This window comes from Nonomuraea phyllanthi, assembly GCF_006334985.2.
GTDB classification, from domain to species: Bacteria; Actinomycetota; Actinomycetes; order Streptosporangiales; family Streptosporangiaceae; genus Nonomuraea; species Nonomuraea phyllanthi.
This window is the reverse complement of the sequence record NZ_VDLX02000014.1, coordinates 144315-164089: the sequence shown is the minus strand read 5'-3', so window position 1 is coordinate 164089 and position 19775 is coordinate 144315. Positions and strand designations below refer to the sequence as shown.

Sequence of the window (19775 nt, the reverse complement as noted above, 5' to 3'; positions counted from 1 at the left end):
CATGCCCTTCTTCACTGAGGTTGCTCTCACAGCAGCCCGCCCCTGCCCCAGCCGCGCGCCAGGCGGCGGGCGGCGAACACGCCGGCCAGCAGGCCGAGCGCCAGCAGCACGGCGGCGGGCGGCACGACCCCCGCCACGTCCGCGCGGACGGCGGCCTGCATCATCTCCAGCGCGTAGTAGCCGGGGGAGATGTGCGCGGCCGCCTGCGCCCAGTCGGGCATGATGCTCAGCGGCACCAGCGCGCCGCCCAGGGAGCTGAGGGTGAGCGCGCCCACGTCGGAGATCACGCTGAGCTCGCCGTGGCTGCGTACCAGGGTGGCCAGCGCCGCGCCGATCGACAGCAGCGCGAACGCCCAGATCACGATGGCCGCCAGCACCAGGAGCGGCGACGGCGGCACGGGCAGCCCGATGGCCAGGCAGCCGTACACCAGCAGGATCGACTGCTGCGCGACCATCACCACGAACAGCGGCAGCGTCTTGCCGATGAGCAGCTCCGGCGCCGGCGCCCTGCTGGTCCGCAGGCGGTCCCAGGTGCGCCAGGTGCGCTCCGACAGGATCGAGTTGCCCGCCATGGAGATGGCGAACACCGAGAACATCACCATCAGGCCGGTGGCGATCTGGGTGGCGCCGCCGTCCATCGCCCGCACGTACAGGGGTTTGAGCACCAGCATGAGCACCATCGGCATGACGACGTAGCTGATGATCTGCCCGGGGTCGCGTAACCGGATGATCAGGTTGTGCCTGGCCAGCGCGGAGATCCGGTAGACGGCGTCGAGCACGCCGAGCCCGCGCGGCGCGGGGTCAAGAAGCATCGTGGACCGCCAGGGATCGGTAGAGGTCGTCCAGGGACGGGTTGCGCACGTCCACCGCGGTGACCGGACGGTCCACCCGGCGGAGCAGGTCGATCAGGGTGGTGGCCGGGTCGGAGGTGGACAGCGCGATCTCCTCCTGGTCGTCCAGCGTCACCCGCACCTCGCCCGGCAGGCCCTGCAGCAGGTCGTCGCAGGCGCCCCTGGCGATGATCCGGCCGTCGCGCGCGACCGCGATCGTGGCCTGGAGCTCGGTCAGCTCGGGCAGGTAGTGGGTGGTGTAGACGACGGCCGCGCCCTCGCCCGCGCGCTGCTTGACCACGTCCAGCATGGCCTGCCGGGTCTCCAGGTCGGCTCCCGCCGTGGGCTCGTCGAGCAGCAGCAGCGCGGGCCGGTGCACGAGCGCGCTGGCGGCCTGCGTACGGCGCTGCTGCCCGCCGGAGAGCTTGCCGGCCCTCCTGTCCAGGAGCTCGGTGAGCCGCAGGACGACCGAGAGCTCCTCCATGGCCGCGCGGAGCGCCGCGCGCCGCAGGCCGGCGAGCCTGCCGTACAGCTCCAGGTGCTCGCGCACGGTGGCCGAGGGGTACAGCGCGATGTGCTGGGGCGCCACGCCGACCTCGCCGCGGGCGGCCGAAGGGGGCTTGCCGTCGATGCTCACCCGTCCGCCGTCCGGGCGGACCAGGTTGGAGACGATCTCCACGAAGGTCGTCTTCCCGGCGCCGTTGTGGCCGAGGAGCCCGACGATCTCACCGGGCGCCACGCTCAGAGTGAATCCGTCGAGGGCCTGGACCGTGCCGTACCGCTTGACGAGATCGGTTGCCACCAGCAACGTGTCACCTCCCTATATTTAATGGAATAGGCGGGCGAGTACGGTTAAAGACATCTTGGCCGGATGAGCACGCGAAATAAGGGGGCGACGGGTGGCAGCTAGTTGCCGGAAATACCGGCCAGCGGCCTGATATTTCACCCTCCGTGTTTACTGCCTAATCTGACCGATATGCAGGTTGGGTCGTTGATCGCCTCCGGATACGACTGCCAGATCTTCGAGGCCGGAGCAGGCAGGATCGTCCGGCGTGCCCGCGACGGCCGCAGCCTGGAGCGGGAGGCCGCCGTCATGCGGCACGCATTCCGCCACGGCTTCCCCGCCCCCGAGATCTTCGACGCCGACGGCGCCGACATCCTCATGGAGCGCGTGGACGGCCCGAGCCTCATGGACGACGTGATCCGCGACCCCGGACGGGCGCCGGAACACGGCCGGCTGCTGGCCTCGCTCCTCCGCGAGCTGGCCGCCGTGCGTGCGCCCGGCTGGCTCCAGGCCGCCGCCGGCTGCCCCGGCAACCGGCTGCTCCACCTCGACCTGCACCCCGCCAACGTGCTGCTGACCGGCGACGGGCCGCGGGTGATCGACTGGGCGAACGCGGCACGGGGCGCGGCGGGCGCCGACGTCGCCTGCACCTGGCTGGTCCTGGCCACCGTGCCCGTCGAGCCGCCGGTCGAGCGGGCGCGGGCCGGGCTGCTCGCGGCGTTCCTGGACGAAGCGGACACCGCGCGGGCGCGGCCGTACCTGCCGCACGTCGCCGGCCGCCGCCGCGCCGACCGGAACATCACGGCGGAGGAGCAGGGGCGCATCGACCGGTTCCTCGCCGGGGAGGCACCCGAGCTCCTCACCGGCCCCACGACGGGCGGCTGACCGCCAGGAGACTGACCGCCGGGACACTGACTGCCGGGACACCGGCGCCGGGAGATCGACATGGACCAGCATCGCGACGTACGGGCATCCGACACCGACCGCGAGGCCACCGCCGAACGGCTGCGGCTGGCCGTCGAGGAGGGCTGCCTCGACTTCGGCGAGTTCGACGACCGCGTGGGCCGCGCCTACCGGTCGGTGACCCGCGGCGAGCTCGTCGAACTGGTCGCCGACCTGCCCGCGCCGCACCGCCCGAGCCCGGCCCCCGCTCCCGTCCCGCGCGGGCTGCCCCGCTGGCTGAAGGTGCTCTGGACCGGATGGGTCGCCCTCCTCGGCGTCAACATCGCGGTCTGGGCGGCGGTGAGCGCGTCCGACCCCTGCCCGGTGGACTTCTGGCCCAAGGACCTGTTCCCGCCCGCGCTCATCCTCGCCGTGGTGACGACCGTCACCGTCGCCAGGAGGCGGGCGGCGACCGCGGAAGGACCCTGACATGGCTCTGCCATCCGTCCAGAAGCCCGCCAGGGACGCGGAACGCCGCACGGATCTGGACTCGCTGCGCATCCTGATGGTCGTCGGGCTGGTGTTCTTCCACTCGGCGCTGGTGTTCGACGCCCAGGACGACTTCTACGTGCGCAACGCCGAGACCGCCGACATCACCGTCGTGCTCGCCGCCCTCGGCGTGCTGTGGGCGATGCCGATGCTCTTCTTCGTCGCGGGCCTCGGCGCCTGGCACTCCCTGCGCCGCCGGGGCACCGCCGGGTTCGTCGCCGAACGCCTGCGCCGGCTGGGCGTGCCGCTGGTCGTCGCGACGGTCGCCATCGTGCCGGTGCCCCAGTGGTTACGGGTGCGCTCCGACCCCGCCCAGCAGCTGTCGTACCCGGAGTTCCTGTCCCGCTTCTTCCACGTGCACGTCGAGCTGCACAACTTCCCGTTCTTCCTCGAAGGGGAGTACTTCGAGACCGGGCACCTGTGGTTCCTCGTGATGCTGCTGACGTTCTGCCTGATGCTGGCCCCCGTCACGCACTGGGTGCGCTCCTCGGCCAGGACGCGCGCCATGGCGGAACGGCTCGGGGACCGCGCCGCCGCGTACGCGCTGCGCCGGCGCGGCAGCACGCTCCTGCCCGCCCTGCTGCTCGGGGCGTTCTGCGCGCTGGCGGGGCTGGAGCAGGAGTACGCCGGGTGGCACCGCTGGGCGTACCTGATCTTCTTCCTGCTCGGCTTCGTCTTCACCACCGACCCGCGCTTCAGGGCGGCGCTCCGCCGCGACACCCCGCTGGTCGTGGTGGCCGGCGCGGTGCTCTTCCTGGTCGGCGTGCCGGTGATGCTGTCGGCCGGCGACGGGGCCTTCACGGAGCTGACGCCGCTCGCGATGACCGGCCGTCTCCTGTACGGGGCCGCCGGCTGGTGCTGGCTGACGTCCATCCTCGGCGTCCTCGACCGCCCGCGCCGCGCTCGGCGCGGGCCCGCCGGCCCGCCCGCCGACCTGCCCGGCGCCCCGCCCGAGCCGCCCGGCCCCCGGCGGGAGCCGCGCCGGCCCGCCGGGGAGCCGTCCCGCTGGCGGGCCTACCTCGGCGAGGCCGTGCTGCCCCTCTACGTCCTGCACCAGCCGATCGTGGTCGCGGTCGCCTTCCTCGTGGTCCGGTGGGACGCGCCGATCGCCGTCAAGTACGTCGCGATCGTCGCGATCTCCCTCGCCGTGATCGCGACCACCTACCACTTCCTGGTGCGCCGCACCAGGGTGACCCGCTTCCTCCTCGGCATGCGCCCCAGGCCCTGACCCGGGAGGGTCACTTGCCGAACCCGGCGGTCAGGCCGGCCAGCAGCTGGCGGCGGCCCACCACGTACAGGACCAGGATGGGCACCGCGGTCAGCACGACGGAGGCGAGCACCGCGGGCACGTTGATGCTGTACTGGCCCTGGAAGCTCCACAGCGCGAGCGGCAGCGTGCGCTGCTCGGGGCTCTGCGTGAGGATGAGCGGCAGCAGGAAGCCGTTCCAGATCGTCAGCGCGTTGTAGATCGTCACGGTCACCACGGCCGGCCTGGTCAGCGGCAGCGCCAGGTGCCAGAGCGTGCCCCACTCGCTGGCGCCGTCGAGCCGCATCGACTCGAACAGCTCCTTGGGCACGTCCCTGATGAAGTTCGACAGCACCAGCACCGACAGCGGGATCGCGAAGGCGATCGACGGCAGGATCAGCGCCAGCAGCGAGTCGTACAGGCTCAGCTTGATGATGATCAGGTAGACCGGGATGATCGTCGCCTGGGTCGGGATGGCCAGGCCCATGAGGAAGAGCGAGTTCGTGGAGCGCAGGAACCGGCCCCGCGAGCTGCGGACGATCGCGTACGCCGCCATGAACGACACCGTCACGGCCGGCACCACCGCGCCGATCGTGACGACCACGCTGTTGAAGAAGTAGCGGATGAAGTCCGACTCGATGACCAGCTGGTAGTTGGCCATCGTGGGCTCGGCCGGCGGCACGAGCGGGTTCTCGGCGTAGTAGTTGCTCTGCGACTTGAAGCTCGTGATGACGATCCAGTAGATCGGCACGACCACGATGACCAGCCAGACCACCGACATCGTCCCGGCCACCCAGTTGGGCCGGCGGTTCACGCCCTTGCCCCTGGGGCGGCGCCGGCCGGCGTGCTTGGCCGCGGCCCGCGAAGAGTCCTTCGCGGTAATCGTCGCCATGTCAGGCCCCTTCCAGCTGGCTGTGGGTCTGGTCCCGGCCGCCGAGCCTGCGCAGCAGCAGCGCCAGCGCCAGGCCCACGAGGACGAGGATGACCGCGATCGCGCTGGCCGGCCCCATCAGGTTGGCCATGAATCCCCGCTTGTACATCTCCACGGCGAGCACCCGGGTGGCGTCTCCCGGGCCACCGGCGGTGAGCACGAAGATCAGGTCGAAGAAGACCAGCGAGCCCACGACCATGAGGGTCGACGACGTGATGATCGTGTACTTGAGCTGGGGCAGGGTGATGCTGAAGAACATGCGGATCCGGCCGGCCCCGTCCAGCTCCGCGGCCTCGTACATCGAGCGCGGGATCTGGCGCACGCCACCCTGGTAGAGCAGCGAGTGGAACGGGATGAACTGCCACGAAACCACGAAGATCACGACGCCGAAGGCGAGCACCGGGCGGCCGAGCCAGTCCTGCACGAGGATCGGGATGCCGAGGCCGGCGCCGAGCCCGAAGTTCGGGTCGAGCAGCGCCTTGAAGGTGATCGCGATGGCCGCGGAGCTCAGCAGCAGCGGGATGAAGTACAGCACCGCGAGCACCGCGCGATAGCGCTGGAACCCGGCGAGGAACGTGCCGAGCAGGAGGCTCGCGGGCGTCTGCACCGCCCACGACAGGGCGATGACGAGGAACGTCACCCACAGCGCGTGCGGCAGCCCCGGGTCGCTGAGCACGGCCTTCCAGCTGTCGAGACCGCTGAGGCGGATCTCGCCGAGCCCGTCCCAGGTGGTGAAGCTGAGGGCGAAGACACCGAAGAGCGGTATCACGGCGAACGCGACGAAGAACAGCAGGGCCGGCACGGCCAGCCAGGACAGGCCGCGCCCCTGGCCGCCCGGTGTGGCGGCCACGGACGCGCTGCCCCTGGCGGGGATCGGGGGGACGGTCACTTGCCGATGACCTCGTTGAGGTTCTTGGCGAACTGCTGCGGCGTGACCGACAGCTGGAAGAGCTTGGCGATGTTGTCGAGCAGCACCTCGGCCGCGGTCGGGCTGAGCGCCTGGTCCCAGGACTGCTGGAAGGACTTGGCGTTGGCGGCGGTGTCGTAGACGAACTTCTGCCAGGGCGCGTCCTCGCCGGTGCCGAACTGCGCGTCGATGCCCTTGACGATCGGCACCTGGGTGATGCCGACCCAGTCCTTGGACTGGGCGTCGGCGTTCATCTCGGTGAGGAGGAACTTCTTGGCGATCTCCTTCTCCTCGGCGGTGGCCTTGGAGGAGATCGACATGTACTGGGCCGGGTTGCCCACGGTGTTGCTGGGGTCGCCCTTGCCGCCGGCCACCGGCGGGAAGTTCATGTAGCCGAGGTTGCCGCCGGTCACGAAGTCGCCGCCGTCGGTCTTCATCGACCCGTACGTCCAGCCGCCGTGCAGCATCATCGCGGCCTTGCCGGTGTAGAGCAGCGCCTGGTCGGCGTTGGAGTCGGCGGTGATCGTCGAGAAGCCCTTGACGAAGCCGTTGGCCTTGATCAGCTCCTGCATCTTGGTCAGGGCGTCGATGGAGGCCGGGTTGTTCCAGGCGTCCTTCTCGCCGTCGTAGATGGCCTGGAACACCTCGGTGCCGCCGATGCGGTCGAAGAGGAACTCCAGCCACATCATGTTGGTCCAGCGGGACTGCCCGCCGAGCGAGAACGGCGCGATGCCGGCGGCGTTGAACTTCTTGACGAGGTCCATGATGTCGCCCCACTCCTGCGGGGCCTGCGCGCCGACCTTGTCGAAGATCTTCTTGTTGTAGTAGAGGACGATCGGCGTGACCGTCTCGACGGGCACCGCGTAGATCTTGCCGTCGACCGTGGCCGCCCCGAAGGAGGACGGGAAGAGGCGGTCCTTGTAGGCCGCGTTCTCGTCGAACCACGAGGTGAGGTCGTCGACCTGGCCCGCCTGCACGTAGCTGCGCAGGCCGCCGCCGCCCCAGCCCCAGATGATGGTGGGCGCCTCGCCGGCGCCGATCGCGGTCTTGATCTTCGCCTTGAACGCGTCGTTCTGGAAGGTCGTCGTCGCGAGCTGGCCGTTCGGGTTGGCCTTGTTGAAGCGCTCGACCGCGCGGGTGCGCACGCCTTCGTTCGGCTGGCCCGTGAGGTACCAGTAGGTGGCCTTGCCGGCGCCGCCGCCGGTGCCACCGGTGCCGCCGCCACCACCGGCCCCCGTCTGGGTGGGCCCCGAGCTGCCGCAGGCGGCCAGGGCGGCTCCCAGGGGCAGGCCCATGGAGAGGGTGAGGAATGTACGGCGAGAGGTTGTCCTGGTCTCCACGCTGATCTCCGTACTTGAACGCCGGGGGATGGGCCGCGCGAACTCGTCTTAAGTGAACTTGTCGAAACATTTGCGACATGCCGCGTGGCTCGCCAATTTAGGTTTCGCCCATGTACCTGTCAAGACTCTCGGGTACGGGGAATCTCCCCATTTCCGGAAGGCCTGTGTAAAGTACTCAGGCGCGGTGTCCAGCCTGGTCGTCCGGTGTCGGTAGCGGGTCTCGGGCAGGTCACGCAACGACATCGAAATATTTCGAAACCCCCTGTGGTCATCGCCATGAAGGAGCTCCGCAGATGACGGCTGTTGATCGGACGCCCGCGGTGGACGGTGTTCGCCGTCCATGGCAGGACCAGAGCCTCCCCGTGGCCGACCGGGTCGACGCCCTCCTCGCGGCGATGACGCTGGAGGAGAAGATCGGCCAGCTCGGCAGCCGCTGGGTCGGCAACGACATGCAGCACGAGCAGCCGCAGGACGCCGACACGCTGAACGTCGCCCCCATGCAGGACGTGTTCGCGGCCTCCGGCACGGTCCCCCTCGACGAGGCGATCGAGTACGGCCTCGGCCACCTGACCAGGGTGCACGGCAGCGGTCCCGTCACCGCCGAGCAGGGCGCCGCCGAGGTGGTCAGGTTGCAGCGGGCGGTGGTCGAGCGGTCGAGGCTCGGCATCCCGGCCATCGTGCACGAGGAGTGCCTGACCGGGTTCACGACGTACGGGGCGACGGTCTACCCCGCGGCCATCGCGTGGGGGGCCACGTTCGACCCCGGGCTGGTGGAGCGGATGGCCGCCGCGATCGGGCGCGACATGCGGGCCGTGGGCGTGCACCAGGGCCTGTCGCCGGTGCTCGACGTGGTGCGCGACTACCGGTGGGGACGGGTCGAGGAGACGATCGGCGAGGACCCGTACCTCGTCTCCATGCTCGGCTCCGCCTACGTGCGCGGCCTGGAGGGCGCGGGCGTCATCGCCACGCTCAAGCACTTCGCCGGCTACTCGGCCTCGCGGGCGGCCCGCAACCACGGCCCCGTCCCGATGGGGCGGCGCGAGCTGATGGACATGATCCTCCCGACGTTCGAGACGGCCATCGCGGTCGGCGGGGCCCGCTCGGTCATGAACTCCTACTCCGACGTGGACGGCGTGCCCGCCGGCGCGGACCCCTGGCTGCTGACCGAGGTGCTGCGCGAGGAGTGGGGCTTCACCGGCACGGTCGTGTCCGACTACTGGGCGGTCCCGTTCCTGGCCACCATGCACCGCGTCGCCGCCGGCACCGACGAGGCCGGCGTGCTGGCGCTGTCCGCGGGCATCGACGTCGAGCTGCCCGACACGCTCGGCTTCGGCCGCCACCTGGCCGGACGGGTGCGCGCCGGCGAGCTGCCCGAGTCGCTGATCGACCGGGCGGTGCGCCGCCTGCTCACGCAGAAGGTCGAGCTCGGACTGCTCGACCCCGACTGGACGCCGGAGCGGTCCGTGTCCGGGGCCGCCGCCGTGGACCTCGACTCGCCGGACAACCGGGCGCTGGCGCGCGAGCTGGCCGAGAAGTCGGTCATCCTGCTCGACGCCGGCGAGGCGCTGCCGCTGAACCCCGGGCTCCGGCGCGTCGCGCTCGTCGGGCCGTGCGCCGACGACCCCCGTACCTTCATGGGCTGCTACGCCTTCCCCAACCACGTGCTGCCCCGCCACCCCGGGCTCGGGCTCGGCATCGAGGCGCCCAGCCTCCTCGACGCGCTGCGGGCCGAGCTGCCCGGCGCCGAGATCGTGTACGAGCGCGGCTGCGAGGTGCAGGGCGAGGACCGCTCCGGGTTCGGCGCCGCGGCCGAGGCGGCGCGCGGGGCCGACGTGTGCGTGGTGGCCGTGGGCGACCTGGCCGGGCTGTTCGGCCACGGGACCTCGGGCGAGGGCTGCGACGCCGACGACCTGCGGCTGCCCGGGGTGCAGGAGGACCTGCTGGCCGAGCTGTCCGCCACGGGCACCCCGGTCGTCGTGGTCGTGGTCTCCGGCCGCCCGTACGCGCTGGGCACGGCCCACGCCGGCGCCGCCGCGCTCGTCCAGGCGTTCATGCCGGGGGAGGAGGGCGGCGGGGCGATCGCCGGCGTCCTGTCCGGCCGGGTGCAGCCCTCGGGCAAGCTGCCGGTGCAGATCCCGCGCGGGCACGGCGGGCAGCCGGGCACGTACCTGCAGCCGCCGCTGGGCGCCAACAGCGAGGGCATCAGCAACCTCGACCCGACGCCGCTGTTCCCGTTCGGCCACGGCGCCTCCTACACCACGTTCGAGGTGGGCGACCTGCGGATCAGCGACGCGGAGGTGCCGACCGACGGCGAGTTCTCGGTGACCGCCACCGTGCGCAACACCGGCGGGCGGGCCGGCGAGGAGGTCGTCCAGCTCTACCTGCACGACGTCACCGCCCAGGTCACCCGCGCGGTCCGGCAGCTGGCCGGGTTCGCCAGAGTCTTCTTGGAGCCGGGGGCGCGGGCCCGCGTGACCTTCCTCGTGCACGCCGACAGGACGGCCTTCACCGGACGCGATCTGAGGCGCATCGTGGAGCCAGGGGAGGTCGAGGTCCTCGTCGGAACGTCGGCGGCCGATCTGCCCTGCCGGGGTACGGTACGGTTGACCGGCCCGATCAGGGTCGTCGGCCATGACCGCCGCCTCGTCACCCCCGTGTCGGTCGAGCAGCGGGAGGGAAGCGATGCCGGTCAGTCCTAGGCGCGCCACGCTGGCCACGGTCGCGGCCTCCGCAGGCGTGTCGGTGGCGACCGTGTCCAAGGTGCTCAACGGCCGCAGCGACGTCGCGCCGGCCACCCGGTCCCTCGTGGAGTCGCTGCTGCGGGAGCACGACTACATCGCGTCGTCGCCGCGCCGCGGCGAGGCCGTCGCGACGGACACGGTCGAGGTGCAGTTCGACAACGACCTCAACGGCTACTCCACCGAGATCTTCCAGGGCGTGGTCGCGGCCGGGGCCGAGCTCGGCGTCGGGGTCGTCGTCAGCGTCAGGAAGAGCATCGACCACCCGGCGATGTGGGCCCGCGAGCTCGTCGCCTCCGGGCGCCGGGCGCTCATCTGGGTCACGTGCTGGGAGCTGACCACCAGGCAGCTGACCGCGCTGTCCCGCGTCCAGATGCCGCTGGTCGTGATAGACCCGCTCAACCTGCCGCACCGCCAGGTGACCAGCATCGGCTCCACCAACTTCGCGGGCGGGCTGGCCGCCACCCAGCACCTGCTGGCCCTGGGGCACCGGCGCATCGCCTACATCGGCGGGCCCGCCACCGCCACCTGCAACCAGGCCCGGCTGCACGGCTACCGCGCCGCGATGGAGTCCGAGGGGGTGCACGTGCCGCGCGAGTACATGCGGTTCGGGCACTTCCGCTACCAGGACGGCCTGGAGCACGGCGCGGCCATGCTCGCCCTGCCCGAGCCGCCGACGGCCATCTTCGTCGGCTGCGACGAGAGCGCGCTGGGCGTCATGGAGGCGGCCAGGGCGCGGGGCCTGCGCATCCCCGAGGACCTGAGCATCGTCGGCTTCGACGACACCCAGATCGCCCGCATGGCCTCGCCGCCGCTGACCACCGTGCGGCAGCCGCTGCGCGAGATGGGCGGCGTGGCCCTGCGTACGGCGCTGCGCCTGGCGGCCGGCGAGAAGATCGACTCCCACCACGTGGAGCTGGCCACCGAGCTGATCGTCCGCTCGTCCACGGCGGACGTGCGCTGCGCGGAGCACTGAGCCCGGGCGGTCCACCGGGTGGCACCCACCGCGCCGGGGCCGCGCGCCGGGCGATACGTTACCCGCATGCCCTCCACCCCCCGGCCGGACGACCGCGCCGCGTCCGCGTTCCGGTTCGCCACCGAGCTGGTCGCCTGGGTCGCGACCCCCTGGGCCCTCGCCCCGCACTCCGTGCCGCTGGCCGTGCTGTCGGTCGTGGTGCTGATCGGGTTGCCGACGGTGTTCTCCACCCCCGGTGACAAGCGCAACGTGATCGTCGCGGTGCCCGGAGCGGTGACGATCGTGCTGGTCGCGGTGCAGCTGGTGGCCGCGGTGGTGGCGGCGTGGGTGGCGTGGCACGTGGTCGCCGCCGCGCTGGTGACCGTGCTGGCCGCCGTCACGGTGGTGCTGGAGCTGCCGCGCTGGCGGTGGCTCGCCGCCCGATGACGCCTGATGGCGCCCGTGGCGTGCCCGGCGACACCCCGGGTCCCGGGGCGTCTCAGACGCGCAGCATCAGGTCGCTCTGGGTCATCGCGTCGAAGGACGGCGGTGTCAGGGGCTGCTCGGTCCAGATGCACTTGCCGGTGTCGGTGTAGCGGGTGCCCCAGCGGTGGGCGATCGAGGCGACCAGTTGCAGCCCGCGCCCTCCCTCGTCGGTCTCGGTGGCGCGGCGGATGCGCGGTGTGGTGAGGCTGCCGTCCGAGACCTCGCAGGTGAGCACGTCGCTGCGGAGCAGGCGCAGCCAGATGGGGCCCTTCGCGTGCCGGATGACGTTGGTGACCAGCTCGCTGGCCAGCAGTTCGGTGGTCATCGAGAGGTCGTCGAGCCCCCAGGCGTCGAGCTGGGCGCGGACGTGGTCACGGGCCTCGCCCGCGGCCTTGGGGTGTTCCGGAAGCTCCCAGGAGGCCATGTCCTCGCTCGGCAGCGCGTGGGTGTGGGCGATCAGCACCGCGGCGTCGTCGGTGGGCCCCTGCCGGAGGGGCGGCAGGGTGGTGAGGCTGTCGCAGAGGGCCTGGAGGCACTCGGTGCAGTGCGAGCCCGCCGCGTCCTCTCCTTGATGGGGGCAGGGCGTTCCGGGCAGGGCTCCTGACTTCGCGCCCTGAAGGGCCTCGGCCAGGATGGTCATGCCCTGGTCGATGTCGAAGGTGGAGGACTCGACCAGGCCGTCGGTGTAGAGCACCAGCAGGCTGCCCTCGGGCAGCTCCATCGTCAGGGTGTCGAAGGGCGGGGTGGCGGCGCCGAGGGGCGAGTTGGGGCCGATGTCGGGGAAGTACACGGTGCCGTCGGGGAGGACGACGGCGGGCGGGGGATGGCCGGCGCGGGTCAGGGTGCAGGAGCGGGTGGTGGCGTCGTAGACGAGGTAGAGGCAGGTGGCGTAGAAGTCGTCGCCGAGGTCGCTGACCAGGCCGTTGAGGTGGGAGAGCAGATCGTCGGGGGACAGCTCCAGGTCGGTGAGGGTGCGCACCGCGGTGCGCAGGCGGGCCATGGTGACCGCCTCGTCCACGCCGTGCCCCATGACGTCTCCGACGACGAGGGCGACCCGGTCCGCCGACATGGGGATGACGTCGTACCAGTCGCCGCCCACCTCCATGTCCTGGGCGGCGGGCACGTAGCGCGCGGCGGTGGTGACCGCGGGCAGCACGGGCAGGACGTGCGGCAGCAGCCCGCGCTGCAGTTCCTGGGAGCGCGTGTGCTCCCGGTCGTACAGGCGGGCCCGTTCCATGGCCTGGGCGATCAGGCCGCTGAGCGCGGTGAGCAGGTTGCGCTCCTCGCCGGAGAACAGGTGCGGCTCGGCGAAGGAGACGACGCAGGCGCCCACCAGCCGCCCGGAGGCGATCAGCGGCAGGAAGGCCCACGCGCCCTTGCCTCCCGCCGCCGGGAGGTCGGCCGTCGTGGGGTAGCGCTCCATGTACTCCTCGGCCGAGTTGATAAACAGCGGGGTGCGGTCGTGGAGGACCTCGGCGATCGCGTAGTTTCCCGTGGTGGGCAGCGGGGTGATCCGGTTGATGAAGTCCTTGGAGTATCCGGCGTGCCCGACGGGCCGCAGGTGGTCGCCCTCCATGTAGGAGAGCATCAGGCCGGCGGCGCCGAACGCCGGCAGGACGTGGTGGTTGGACGCGTCCACGACGTCCTGCACGCTGACCGCCTCGGCCAGCGCCTGGGTCAGCTCCCTGACGCGGCGCGTCCGCTCCGCCTCGGCCCGCTCCACGGCGGCGCGCTCGGCCGGGGTGGCCGGCGGCGCGGTGACGGTCTCCAGCACCTCGTGGGTCCTGCTGACGTCCCACATCGTGCCGATCATGCGGGTCGGCCCGCCGTACTTCTCGGGGAGCACCCGGCCGCGTGCCCGGACCCACCGCAGTGCCCCGTCCGGGCGGCACACCCGGTACTCGGTGCTGTACATCCGCCCCGCGCGGACCGCCTGGTCAAGATCGGCCAGCACCCACGGCAGGTCGTCGGGGTGGACGAGGCCGGTCCAGGTCTCGATCCGCCCGTCGAAGTCGTCCGGGTCGATGCCGAACACGGCGAACATCGCGTCGTTCCAGACGACGTCGCCGGTGCCGATGTTCCAGTCCCACGTGCCGACCGCCTGCAGGTCCTGCCCCATGCGCGCGCTGGTGGGCTGCTCCTGCGGGGTCGCGTGCATCGCGTCAGGCGGCTCCGAGGCCTTGTTCAGGCGCTCGCCGGCCCAGCGGCCCAGCGTCTCGAGGAAGGCCCGCCGCCGGGGCGGCGGCTCGCGAGAGGAGGCCGTCACGACCGACAGCGCCCCGATCGGCCCGCCGGGGGTGAGCAGGGGCACCGCCACCATCGCCCTGCCGACCGGCCAGGACTGGGAGCCGCCGGTGCCGGTGCCGTCCGTCTCCGGCAGCGGCGCCCGTACGAACGTGCCCTCGTGGAAGGCGCGCGCCGGGGCGAGCAGGTCGTCGCCGTCGAGGCGGTCCCACGCGTGCGCGTACGCCGGGGGCAGCCCGGTGGCCACGGCGAGGCGCAGCCCGCCGCCCCGGCCGGGACTGCCGAGGTGGGCCATGCCGCCCAGCCCGTTGAGCTCGGCCACCGCCTGCTGGGTCGCGAACCGCAGGAGCTCGATCCCCCACAGGTCCTCGCCCACCAGCGTCAGCAGGCGCTCGCGCTCCTCGGAGGACCGGGCCGTCCCCTTGTCACGCGGGCCTTCCGCACGCTGTTCGCCCATCCCTCTCCCAACTTCCGCCCCTCCGGGAGGCATCCGCGCTGTCGATATGGGAGGTGTATGCACACATGAGATGTATGTACCGAGTTTTAGCTACCCCACACCCGAGTCCTTCTCCCCTCGCGCCGTGACCGAAAGACGCTCATTCTCCGGCGGGCCGGTGGCGCCACCCGAGGTAGCCGCCGTCGAGGGTGCGCGCGTCGTAGCCGTGCTCGCCCAGCAGCCGCACGGCCTGAGAGGACACCGCGCAGTACGGCCCGCCGCAGTACGCCACGATCCGCGCCTGGCGCGGCAGCTCGTCCAGGCGCTCGCGCAGCTCGGCCAGGGGGAGCGAGATCGCGCCCGGCACGTGGCCGGCCGCGAAGTCCGTGACCGGCCGCACGTCCACGACCACCGTGCCGGGGTCGGCCAGCCGGGCGGCCAGCTCGCCGGCGGTCACCCCTTCCAGGGACCCGAGCCGCGCGCGTACGGCGTCGCGCAGGTCGGCGAGCCGGTCGTGGGCGAACCCGCGCAGCTCCGCCAGGAATCGCGAGACCCGCTCGTCGGCCACCCGGTAGTAGACCCGGGCGCCCTCCTTCCTGCCGGTCACCAGGTGGGCGGCGCGCAGCTGCTGGAGCTGGGCCGAGGTGTTCTTGAGCGGGACGCCTGCCGCCTGCGCCAGCTCCTCGACCGTGCGCTCGCGCTGGTCGAGCACGTCGAGCAGGCGCAGCCGCACCGGGCTGGCCAGCGCCTTGCCGACGCGGGCCAGCTGCTCGTAGATCGGCTCCTCTGGAAAGTCGGACATCAGACCATGTACTGGTCGTGGCGCAGGTAGAGCTCCGTCCACTCCTCGGCGGTGAGCTCCCGGCCGGTCTGGGCGATGTCGGCCAGCTCCTCGAAGTACGCCTCGCGGGGCGCGCCCGGCGTGAAGAGGATGAGCATCGTGGCGGGCTCGCCGGACTCGTTGCGGAAGGCGTGCACGCCGCCCTCGGGCACGTATAGGAAGTCGCCGGGCCTGCCGTCGGCCCACTTCTCGCCGTTGAACAGGCGGATGGTGCCGGACAGCACGTAGAACGACTCGGTCATCGTGCGGTGGAAGTGCGCGCCGGGGCCGGACGGCTTCGGGCCCATCTCCCATCGGTACAGGCCGAAGGCGCCGTTCGTGAGGCCGCCGGTGGCGAGGTAGCGCACCTGCGTGCCGCCCCTCGCCATCGACAGGTCGGGGGGAGCGTCCGCCGTGCGCAGGACGCCGCTGTGCTCGCCGGTCTCCTTCAGATAGCGGGCCTCGGGGTAGGACATCGCCGCCTCCTTCTAGGATTCTAAGGAATCTTAGAATACTCCGGCGCGCCCGATCACGCGATCCTGGGCAGATCGGCGAAGCGCACCTCCCCGCGCAGCGGCCGGCCCGTGACGAACCGCTCCACCTCGCCCACCGCGTATTCGCCCAGCGCGCGCAGCTCCCTGCCCCGCGCGCCGCTGACGTGCGGGGTCACCCAGACGCCCGGCGCGCCCAGCAGGGGATGGCCGGCCGGCAGCGGCTCGGGGTCGGTGACGTCGAGAATCGCGTTGAGCCGGCCGGACACGCACTCGTCGGTGAGCGCGTCGGTGTCGACGATCTGGCCGCGAGCCGTGTTGATCAGCGTGGCGCCGTCCGGCAGCAGCCCGAGCCGCCGCTTGTCCAGCAGCCGGTACGTCTCGGGCAGGGCGGGGGCGTGCACGCTCACCAGCCCGGAGCGGCGGCACAGCTCGTCGAGCTCGACCGGCTCGCAGCCGAGGGCGCGCGCCTCGTGCTCGTCCAGGTAGGGGTCGCTGAGCAGCGGCGTCACCCCGTACGCGCGGAGCCGCTCGATCACCAGCCGCCCGACCCGCGAGGCGCCGATGACGCCCACGGTCGCGTCGCCCAGCCCGGCGCGCTCGCCCGGGGACGGCACCCCGGGGCGCGGGCCGTCGGGCCAGCCGCCGGAGGCGTATCCGCGCACCCGGCGCGGCACCGACTTGGCGGCCAGGACCAGCATCGAGATCGTGTAGTCGGCCACGGGGACGGCGTTGGCGGCGGCGGCCGACGACACGAGGATGCCCCGCTCGAACACCTCGGGGGTGATGTGCCCCTTGACGCTGCCGGCGGCGTGCGCGATGGCCCGCAGCCTGGGGGCGCGGTCGAGCACGGCCGCGTCGATGCGGGGGCAGCCCCACCCGGTGATCAGCACGTCCACGTCGGCCAGCGTGCCGCCGAGATGGGGGAGCACGGCGTCGGGGGCGTCGACCAGCCCGGCCAGCCGGCCGCGCACGTCGTCGGGGAAGACCTCGGAGAACAGCCCGCGCTGCATCGCGAACGCGGCCCTCACGGGGCGCTCCGCAGGCGCCGCACCGACTGCCTGACCACGATGTGGGTGCCGAGCGTGAGCGGCGGCTCGACCAGCGGGTCCTTGCCGGACAGCGCCAGGCGCACGGCGGCCCGGCCCAGCTCGGCGTGCGGCAGGTGCACGGTGGTCAGCCCGATGTCCTCGGCCGGGGGGACGTCGTCGTAGCCGACCACGGAGACGTCGTCGGGGACGCTCAGCCCGTGCTCGTGGATCGCCTGCACGGCCCCGGCCGCGATCACGTCGGTGGCGGCGAAGACCGCGGTGAAGTCGTCGTGACCGGCGGCGAGCCGCTGCTTCATCGCCGCGTAACCGCTGCTCCGGTCGAAGCCGCAGGGCACCTCGAGCGCCGGGTCGCGGGGGATCCCGTGGTCGTCGAGCGCGGAGCGGTAGCCCGCCACCCGGCTGTCGGACGTGCTGTGGCCGGGGCGCAGCCCGAGGTAGAGGATGCGCCGGTGCCCGGCCGACAGCAAGTGGGCGGTGACCGCGTGGGCGCCGCCGGTGTTGTCGAACCCCACCGTGAGCGCCGGCACCCCCTCGCCGAGCGGCGGCCGCCCGCAGAGCACCAGGCGCGAGCCCGATGAGTCGAGCCCGTGGGCGTAGCGCGTCATGCGCTCGCGGTAGTCGTCGTCCACGACCACGCTGCCCACCAGGATCACCGCCTCGGCGCGCTGCTCCCGCATCATCTGGACGATGGTGAGCTCGCGCTCCTTGTCGCCGCCGGTGGTGCAGATGAGGCAGAGCCGCCTCTCCGCCGCGGCCTGCTCCTCGACGCCCTGCGCGATGTAGGCGTAGTAGGGCATGTCCACCGAGCCGACGACGATGGCCACGGCCCCGGGCGAGGCCACCGACAGCGCCCTGGCCTGGGCGTTGGGCACGTAGTCGAGCTCGCGTACGGCACGCAGCACCTTGTGTCTGGTGCTCGGCTGCACCGGGTAGTCGCCGGCCAGCGTGCGGGAGACCGTCGCCACCGAGACCCCGGCGTGTTTGGCGACGTCGCGGATGGTCACACGCTTAGCCGGTCCAGACAACGCGGTCCCCCACGGATCGGTTTCGGGCGTAGGAGGGCTCGCGGCCCAGGGTGACCGAGACCCGCGACCCAGCGGCATCATTCCACGAGACCCGATCGCCCTCCACGCGGATGTCGGGCGCCTGCGCGGGGGAGCCGCGGTCCAGCCGGACCGCCGAGACGAAGATCGCGTGACGGCCCGGGTGGGTGCCGACGAGGAACGGCGTGGCGGAGTGCGGGCCGTAGGCGTTCTCGTCCTGGCGCAGCGCGGCCTGGGCGGTGCGCCAGCCGTGCAGCCCGGTGATCTCGCTGGTCAGCGTGGCGGACACGGACGCGGTGAGCCCGTCCAGGGCGACGTCGCAGGGCTCGCCGGAGGCGAGGGCGTGCCCGCCCTCGCGCACCACGCTCCCGGCCGGGGCGGTGACGCGGTGCACGCGCACCTCCCACGGGCCGTCCAGCACGGACGCGCTCTCCACGACGACCTCGCCGTCCGTGTAGCGGGAGGCGGCGAAGCCGTCGGCGATCCCGATGCGCTCGATGCGGCGGCGCCGGGTGGCCCGCCCGTCGGGGAGGAGCACGGTGACGTGGTTGTCGATGTTCTCGGCCCGGCCGCCCGGCCCGGTCTCGGGCGCGGTGTGGGTGGAGTAGCCGAGCTTGGTGTAGTGCGGGTCGTCCTTGGCGCTGTCGGGGTCGTTGCCGTCGCTGCCGTGGTTGACCAGGCGGGTGACGCCGTCCGTCCGGTGCAGCAGCCAGCCGGGCGCGGGCAGGGCCAGCGCGAGGTCGCCGTCGCGCGGCTCCGTGGCGGGCGCCGACCACACCGGGTGATCGGGGCCGAGCAGCAGGCCCAGGAACCCCTTGCTCGCCCAGTACGGCGAGGCCGGGCCGGAGTAGCCCTGCGTCATCGGCAGGTACGGCCGGTGCCAGCCCAGCGTGAGCAGCCCGCGCTCGTCGGGCGCGCCGTGCGCGGCGAAGTGGTCGAGGGTGCGGCCCGCCATCAACCGGGTGGTGCCCGGCTCGATCGGCGAGGCGTCGAAGAGGGTGCCGAGCCAGAGCGGGGCCAGGCTCGCCATGCGGTACGTGAGCGAGCGCCCCTGGTGCATGGGGGCGCCGTCGGGGGCGAAGAAGTGCCGGTAGCCGTCGAGGAAGGTGCGCAGCCGCTCCTTGTAGACCGTGGCGTCGGCGCCCGACATCCTGGCCCACCAGAGCGTGTAGAGATGGATCGCCCAGCCGCAGTAGTAGTCGTAGTTCTGGCCGGCGCCGTCGGTGTACCAGCCGTCGCCGACGTACCAGCGCTCGACGTCCGCGAGGTGCCGGTCGATCTCGCCCTGGTCGTACGGTCCGCCGACGCCGGCGAGGAACTGCTCGACGATCACCTTGAACAGCACCCAGTTGCACGGCCAGGCGTGCTTGCCCACGATCCCGCCCAGCCAGGTCACCACGCGCTCCCGCACGTCCGGGTCGAGCCGGTCGAACAGCAGGGGCCGGGTCTCGTGCAGCGCGATCGCGATCGAGGCGGCCTCGACGATCGTCTGGTGGCCGTCGGCGATGGGCGGCCAGGCGTGCTCGTGGCCGGGGTCGGTGCCGTGCGCCAGCCCCTCGGCGTAGCGCTCCAGCAGGGTCGCGGGCGCGTTGGCCGGGTCGCCGGCCAGGCGGAAGGCGGCGATCAGGAAGGTGCGGGCGAAGCCCTCCAGGCCGTCGGACTCGGGGCCCGCCCAGCTCGTACGGCCCGGCAGGCGGTACTGGGCGAAGCCGGGGGTGGCGTACGGCGTGACGGCGTCGAGCAGTCCGTCGGCCACCTTCACCCAGTGATCGCGAGGGTGGTCAGCACGCACGACGCCTCCTAGTAATCGGTTACCTGGCTTCCGGCGCCGAAGATACGCAGGCTTCGCGACCGCCGTCAAGGGCGTTGTACGGCCAACGTAACGAGATGCTAACAACTCTGACGTCGTCGGAGCCGTATGCGCTGCTGAGTCCGGCATTCCGGAAATTGCGACTTTTGAGATGGGGGTTGACGGCCGTGTAACCGGCTCTTAACGTTCAGCGCAACCTGTCGGGTAACCGGTTACCATCCCGCCCCCAGC

Annotated in this window: 17 protein-coding genes; 6 read left to right on the top strand and 11 right to left on the bottom strand. The window is 72.3% G+C overall.

All coding sequences use genetic code 11. From position 1 onward, the window contains the following. Nucleotides 1-26 precede the first annotated feature (26 nt). On the bottom strand, nt 27-812 hold the full coding sequence (locus FH608_RS33280) for an ABC transporter permease (RefSeq protein WP_139634328.1): 786 nt from the start codon (nt 810-812) through the stop codon (nt 27-29). Beyond that, nucleotides 802-1632, bottom strand: coding sequence for an ABC transporter ATP-binding protein (locus FH608_RS33275; RefSeq protein ID WP_226900123.1), 831 nt, complete (start codon nt 1630-1632; stop codon nt 802-804). The genes FH608_RS33280 and FH608_RS33275 overlap by 11 nt, the downstream gene beginning before the upstream one ends. Nucleotides 1633-1806: 174 nt before the next feature. On the opposite strand from FH608_RS33275, the gene FH608_RS33270 reads away from it, so the two are divergent. Genes FH608_RS33270 through FH608_RS33260 form a run of 3 tightly spaced genes read left to right on the top strand, consistent with a single transcriptional unit; the run spans nt 1807 to nt 4273 of the window. Then, nucleotides 1807-2499 carry a phosphotransferase gene (locus FH608_RS33270; RefSeq protein ID WP_139634326.1) on the top strand — a complete coding sequence of 231 codons (693 nt, stop codon included), beginning with the start codon at nt 1807-1809 and terminating at the stop codon, nt 2497-2499. A 60-nt stretch (nt 2500-2559) separates the two neighbouring features. Beyond that, the gene (locus FH608_RS33265; RefSeq protein ID WP_139634325.1) at nt 2560-2985 is read left to right on the top strand and encodes a DUF1707 SHOCT-like domain-containing protein; all 426 of its coding nucleotides are present in this window, start codon (nt 2560-2562) and stop codon (nt 2983-2985) included. Nucleotide 2986: 1 nt separating this feature from the next. After that, nucleotides 2987-4273, top strand: a complete 1287-nt coding sequence (locus tag FH608_RS33260) for an acyltransferase family protein (RefSeq protein WP_139634324.1) — start codon at nt 2987-2989, stop codon at nt 4271-4273. A gap of 10 nt (nt 4274-4283) precedes the next feature. Here the strand turns inward: FH608_RS33260 and FH608_RS33255 are convergent, their stop codons facing one another. The 3 genes from FH608_RS33255 to FH608_RS33245 are packed head-to-tail and all read right to left on the bottom strand — an operon-like array spanning nt 4284 to nt 7469. Beyond that, nucleotides 4284-5183 (bottom strand): carbohydrate ABC transporter permease, encoded by a 900-nt coding sequence (locus FH608_RS33255; RefSeq protein ID WP_139634323.1) that lies wholly within the window; start codon nt 5181-5183, stop codon nt 4284-4286. Between the two features lies 1 nt (nt 5184). Then, complete coding sequence (locus FH608_RS33250) at nt 5185-6111, bottom strand: carbohydrate ABC transporter permease (protein WP_193318766.1); 927 nt, start codon at nt 6109-6111, stop codon at nt 5185-5187. Beyond that, complete coding sequence (locus FH608_RS33245; protein ID WP_226900122.1) at nt 6108-7469, bottom strand: extracellular solute-binding protein; 1362 nt, start codon at nt 7467-7469, stop codon at nt 6108-6110. The genes FH608_RS33250 and FH608_RS33245 overlap by 4 nt, the downstream gene beginning before the upstream one ends. Nucleotides 7470-7762: 293 nt before the next feature. On the opposite strand from FH608_RS33245, the gene FH608_RS33240 reads away from it, so the two are divergent. The 3 genes from FH608_RS33240 to FH608_RS33230 all read left to right on the top strand — a co-directional run bounded on the left by FH608_RS33240 (nt 7763) and on the right by FH608_RS33230 (nt 11609). After that, nucleotides 7763-10168, top strand: coding sequence for a glycoside hydrolase family 3 N-terminal domain-containing protein (locus FH608_RS33240; protein ID WP_139634322.1), 2406 nt, complete (start codon nt 7763-7765; stop codon nt 10166-10168). Further along, on the top strand, nt 10152-11183 hold the full coding sequence (locus FH608_RS33235; protein ID WP_139634321.1) for a LacI family DNA-binding transcriptional regulator: 1032 nt from the start codon (nt 10152-10154) through the stop codon (nt 11181-11183). The genes FH608_RS33240 and FH608_RS33235 overlap by 17 nt, the downstream gene beginning before the upstream one ends. A 66-nt stretch (nt 11184-11249) precedes the next feature. Continuing rightward, nucleotides 11250-11609 carry a hypothetical protein gene (locus FH608_RS33230; RefSeq protein WP_139634320.1) on the top strand — a complete coding sequence of 120 codons (360 nt, stop codon included), beginning with the start codon at nt 11250-11252 and terminating at the stop codon, nt 11607-11609. Between the two features lie 52 nt (nt 11610-11661). Here the strand turns inward: FH608_RS33230 and FH608_RS33225 are convergent, their stop codons facing one another. The 6 genes from FH608_RS33225 to FH608_RS33200 all read right to left on the bottom strand — a co-directional run bounded on the left by FH608_RS33225 (nt 11662) and on the right by FH608_RS33200 (nt 19526). After that, nucleotides 11662-14349 carry a SpoIIE family protein phosphatase gene (locus tag FH608_RS33225; RefSeq protein ID WP_139634319.1) on the bottom strand — a complete coding sequence of 896 codons (2688 nt, stop codon included), beginning with the start codon at nt 14347-14349 and terminating at the stop codon, nt 11662-11664. A 139-nt stretch (nt 14350-14488) separates the two neighbouring features. Beyond that, nucleotides 14489-15130 carry an ArsR/SmtB family transcription factor gene (locus FH608_RS33220; protein WP_139634318.1) on the bottom strand — a complete coding sequence of 214 codons (642 nt, stop codon included), beginning with the start codon at nt 15128-15130 and terminating at the stop codon, nt 14489-14491. After that, a complete protein-coding gene (locus FH608_RS33215) occupies nt 15130-15624 on the bottom strand; it encodes a cupin domain-containing protein (RefSeq protein ID WP_139634317.1) in 495 nt (164 codons plus the stop codon). Before FH608_RS33215 ends, FH608_RS33220 begins: the two co-directional genes overlap by 1 nt. Nucleotides 15625-15677: 53 nt before the next feature. Then, nucleotides 15678-16670 (bottom strand): hydroxyacid dehydrogenase, encoded by a 993-nt coding sequence (locus tag FH608_RS33210; RefSeq protein ID WP_226900121.1) that lies wholly within the window; start codon nt 16668-16670, stop codon nt 15678-15680. Continuing rightward, nucleotides 16667-17695 (bottom strand): LacI family DNA-binding transcriptional regulator, encoded by a 1029-nt coding sequence (locus tag FH608_RS33205; protein WP_226900120.1) that lies wholly within the window; start codon nt 17693-17695, stop codon nt 16667-16669. Before FH608_RS33205 ends, FH608_RS33210 begins: the two co-directional genes overlap by 4 nt. A 4-nt stretch (nt 17696-17699) precedes the next feature. Next, nucleotides 17700-19526: a DUF2264 domain-containing protein gene (locus FH608_RS33200; protein ID WP_226900119.1), complete on the bottom strand. Its 1827-nt coding sequence runs from the start codon at nt 19524-19526 to the stop codon at nt 17700-17702. Nucleotides 19527-19775 lie beyond the last annotated feature (249 nt).

What these genes read in the sequence shown, in the direction of transcription:
- FH608_RS33230 (WP_139634320.1), top strand. Translation starts at nt 11,250, where the DNA reads ATGCCCTCCACCCCCCGGCCGGACGACCGCGCCGCGTCCGCGTTCCGG.
- FH608_RS33270 (WP_139634326.1), top strand. Translation starts at nt 1,807, where the DNA reads ATGCAGGTTGGGTCGTTGATCGCCTCCGGATACGACTGCCAGATCTTC.
- FH608_RS33215 (WP_139634317.1), bottom strand. Translation starts at nt 15,624, where the DNA reads ATGTCCTACCCCGAGGCCCGCTATCTGAAGGAGACCGGCGAGCACAGC.
- FH608_RS33255 (WP_139634323.1), bottom strand. Translation starts at nt 5,183, where the DNA reads ATGGCGACGATTACCGCGAAGGACTCTTCGCGGGCCGCGGCCAAGCAC.
- FH608_RS33265 (WP_139634325.1), top strand. Translation starts at nt 2,560, where the DNA reads ATGGACCAGCATCGCGACGTACGGGCATCCGACACCGACCGCGAGGCC.
- FH608_RS33235 (WP_139634321.1), top strand. Translation starts at nt 10,152, where the DNA reads ATGCCGGTCAGTCCTAGGCGCGCCACGCTGGCCACGGTCGCGGCCTCC.
- FH608_RS33220 (WP_139634318.1), bottom strand. Translation starts at nt 15,130, where the DNA reads ATGTCCGACTTTCCAGAGGAGCCGATCTACGAGCAGCTGGCCCGCGTC.
- FH608_RS33225 (WP_139634319.1), bottom strand. Translation starts at nt 14,349, where the DNA reads ATGGGCGAACAGCGTGCGGAAGGCCCGCGTGACAAGGGGACGGCCCGG.
- FH608_RS33260 (WP_139634324.1), top strand. Translation starts at nt 2,987, where the DNA reads ATGGCTCTGCCATCCGTCCAGAAGCCCGCCAGGGACGCGGAACGCCGC.
- FH608_RS33280 (WP_139634328.1), bottom strand. Translation starts at nt 812, where the DNA reads ATGCTTCTTGACCCCGCGCCGCGCGGGCTCGGCGTGCTCGACGCCGTC.
- FH608_RS33240 (WP_139634322.1), top strand. Translation starts at nt 7,763, where the DNA reads ATGACGGCTGTTGATCGGACGCCCGCGGTGGACGGTGTTCGCCGTCCA.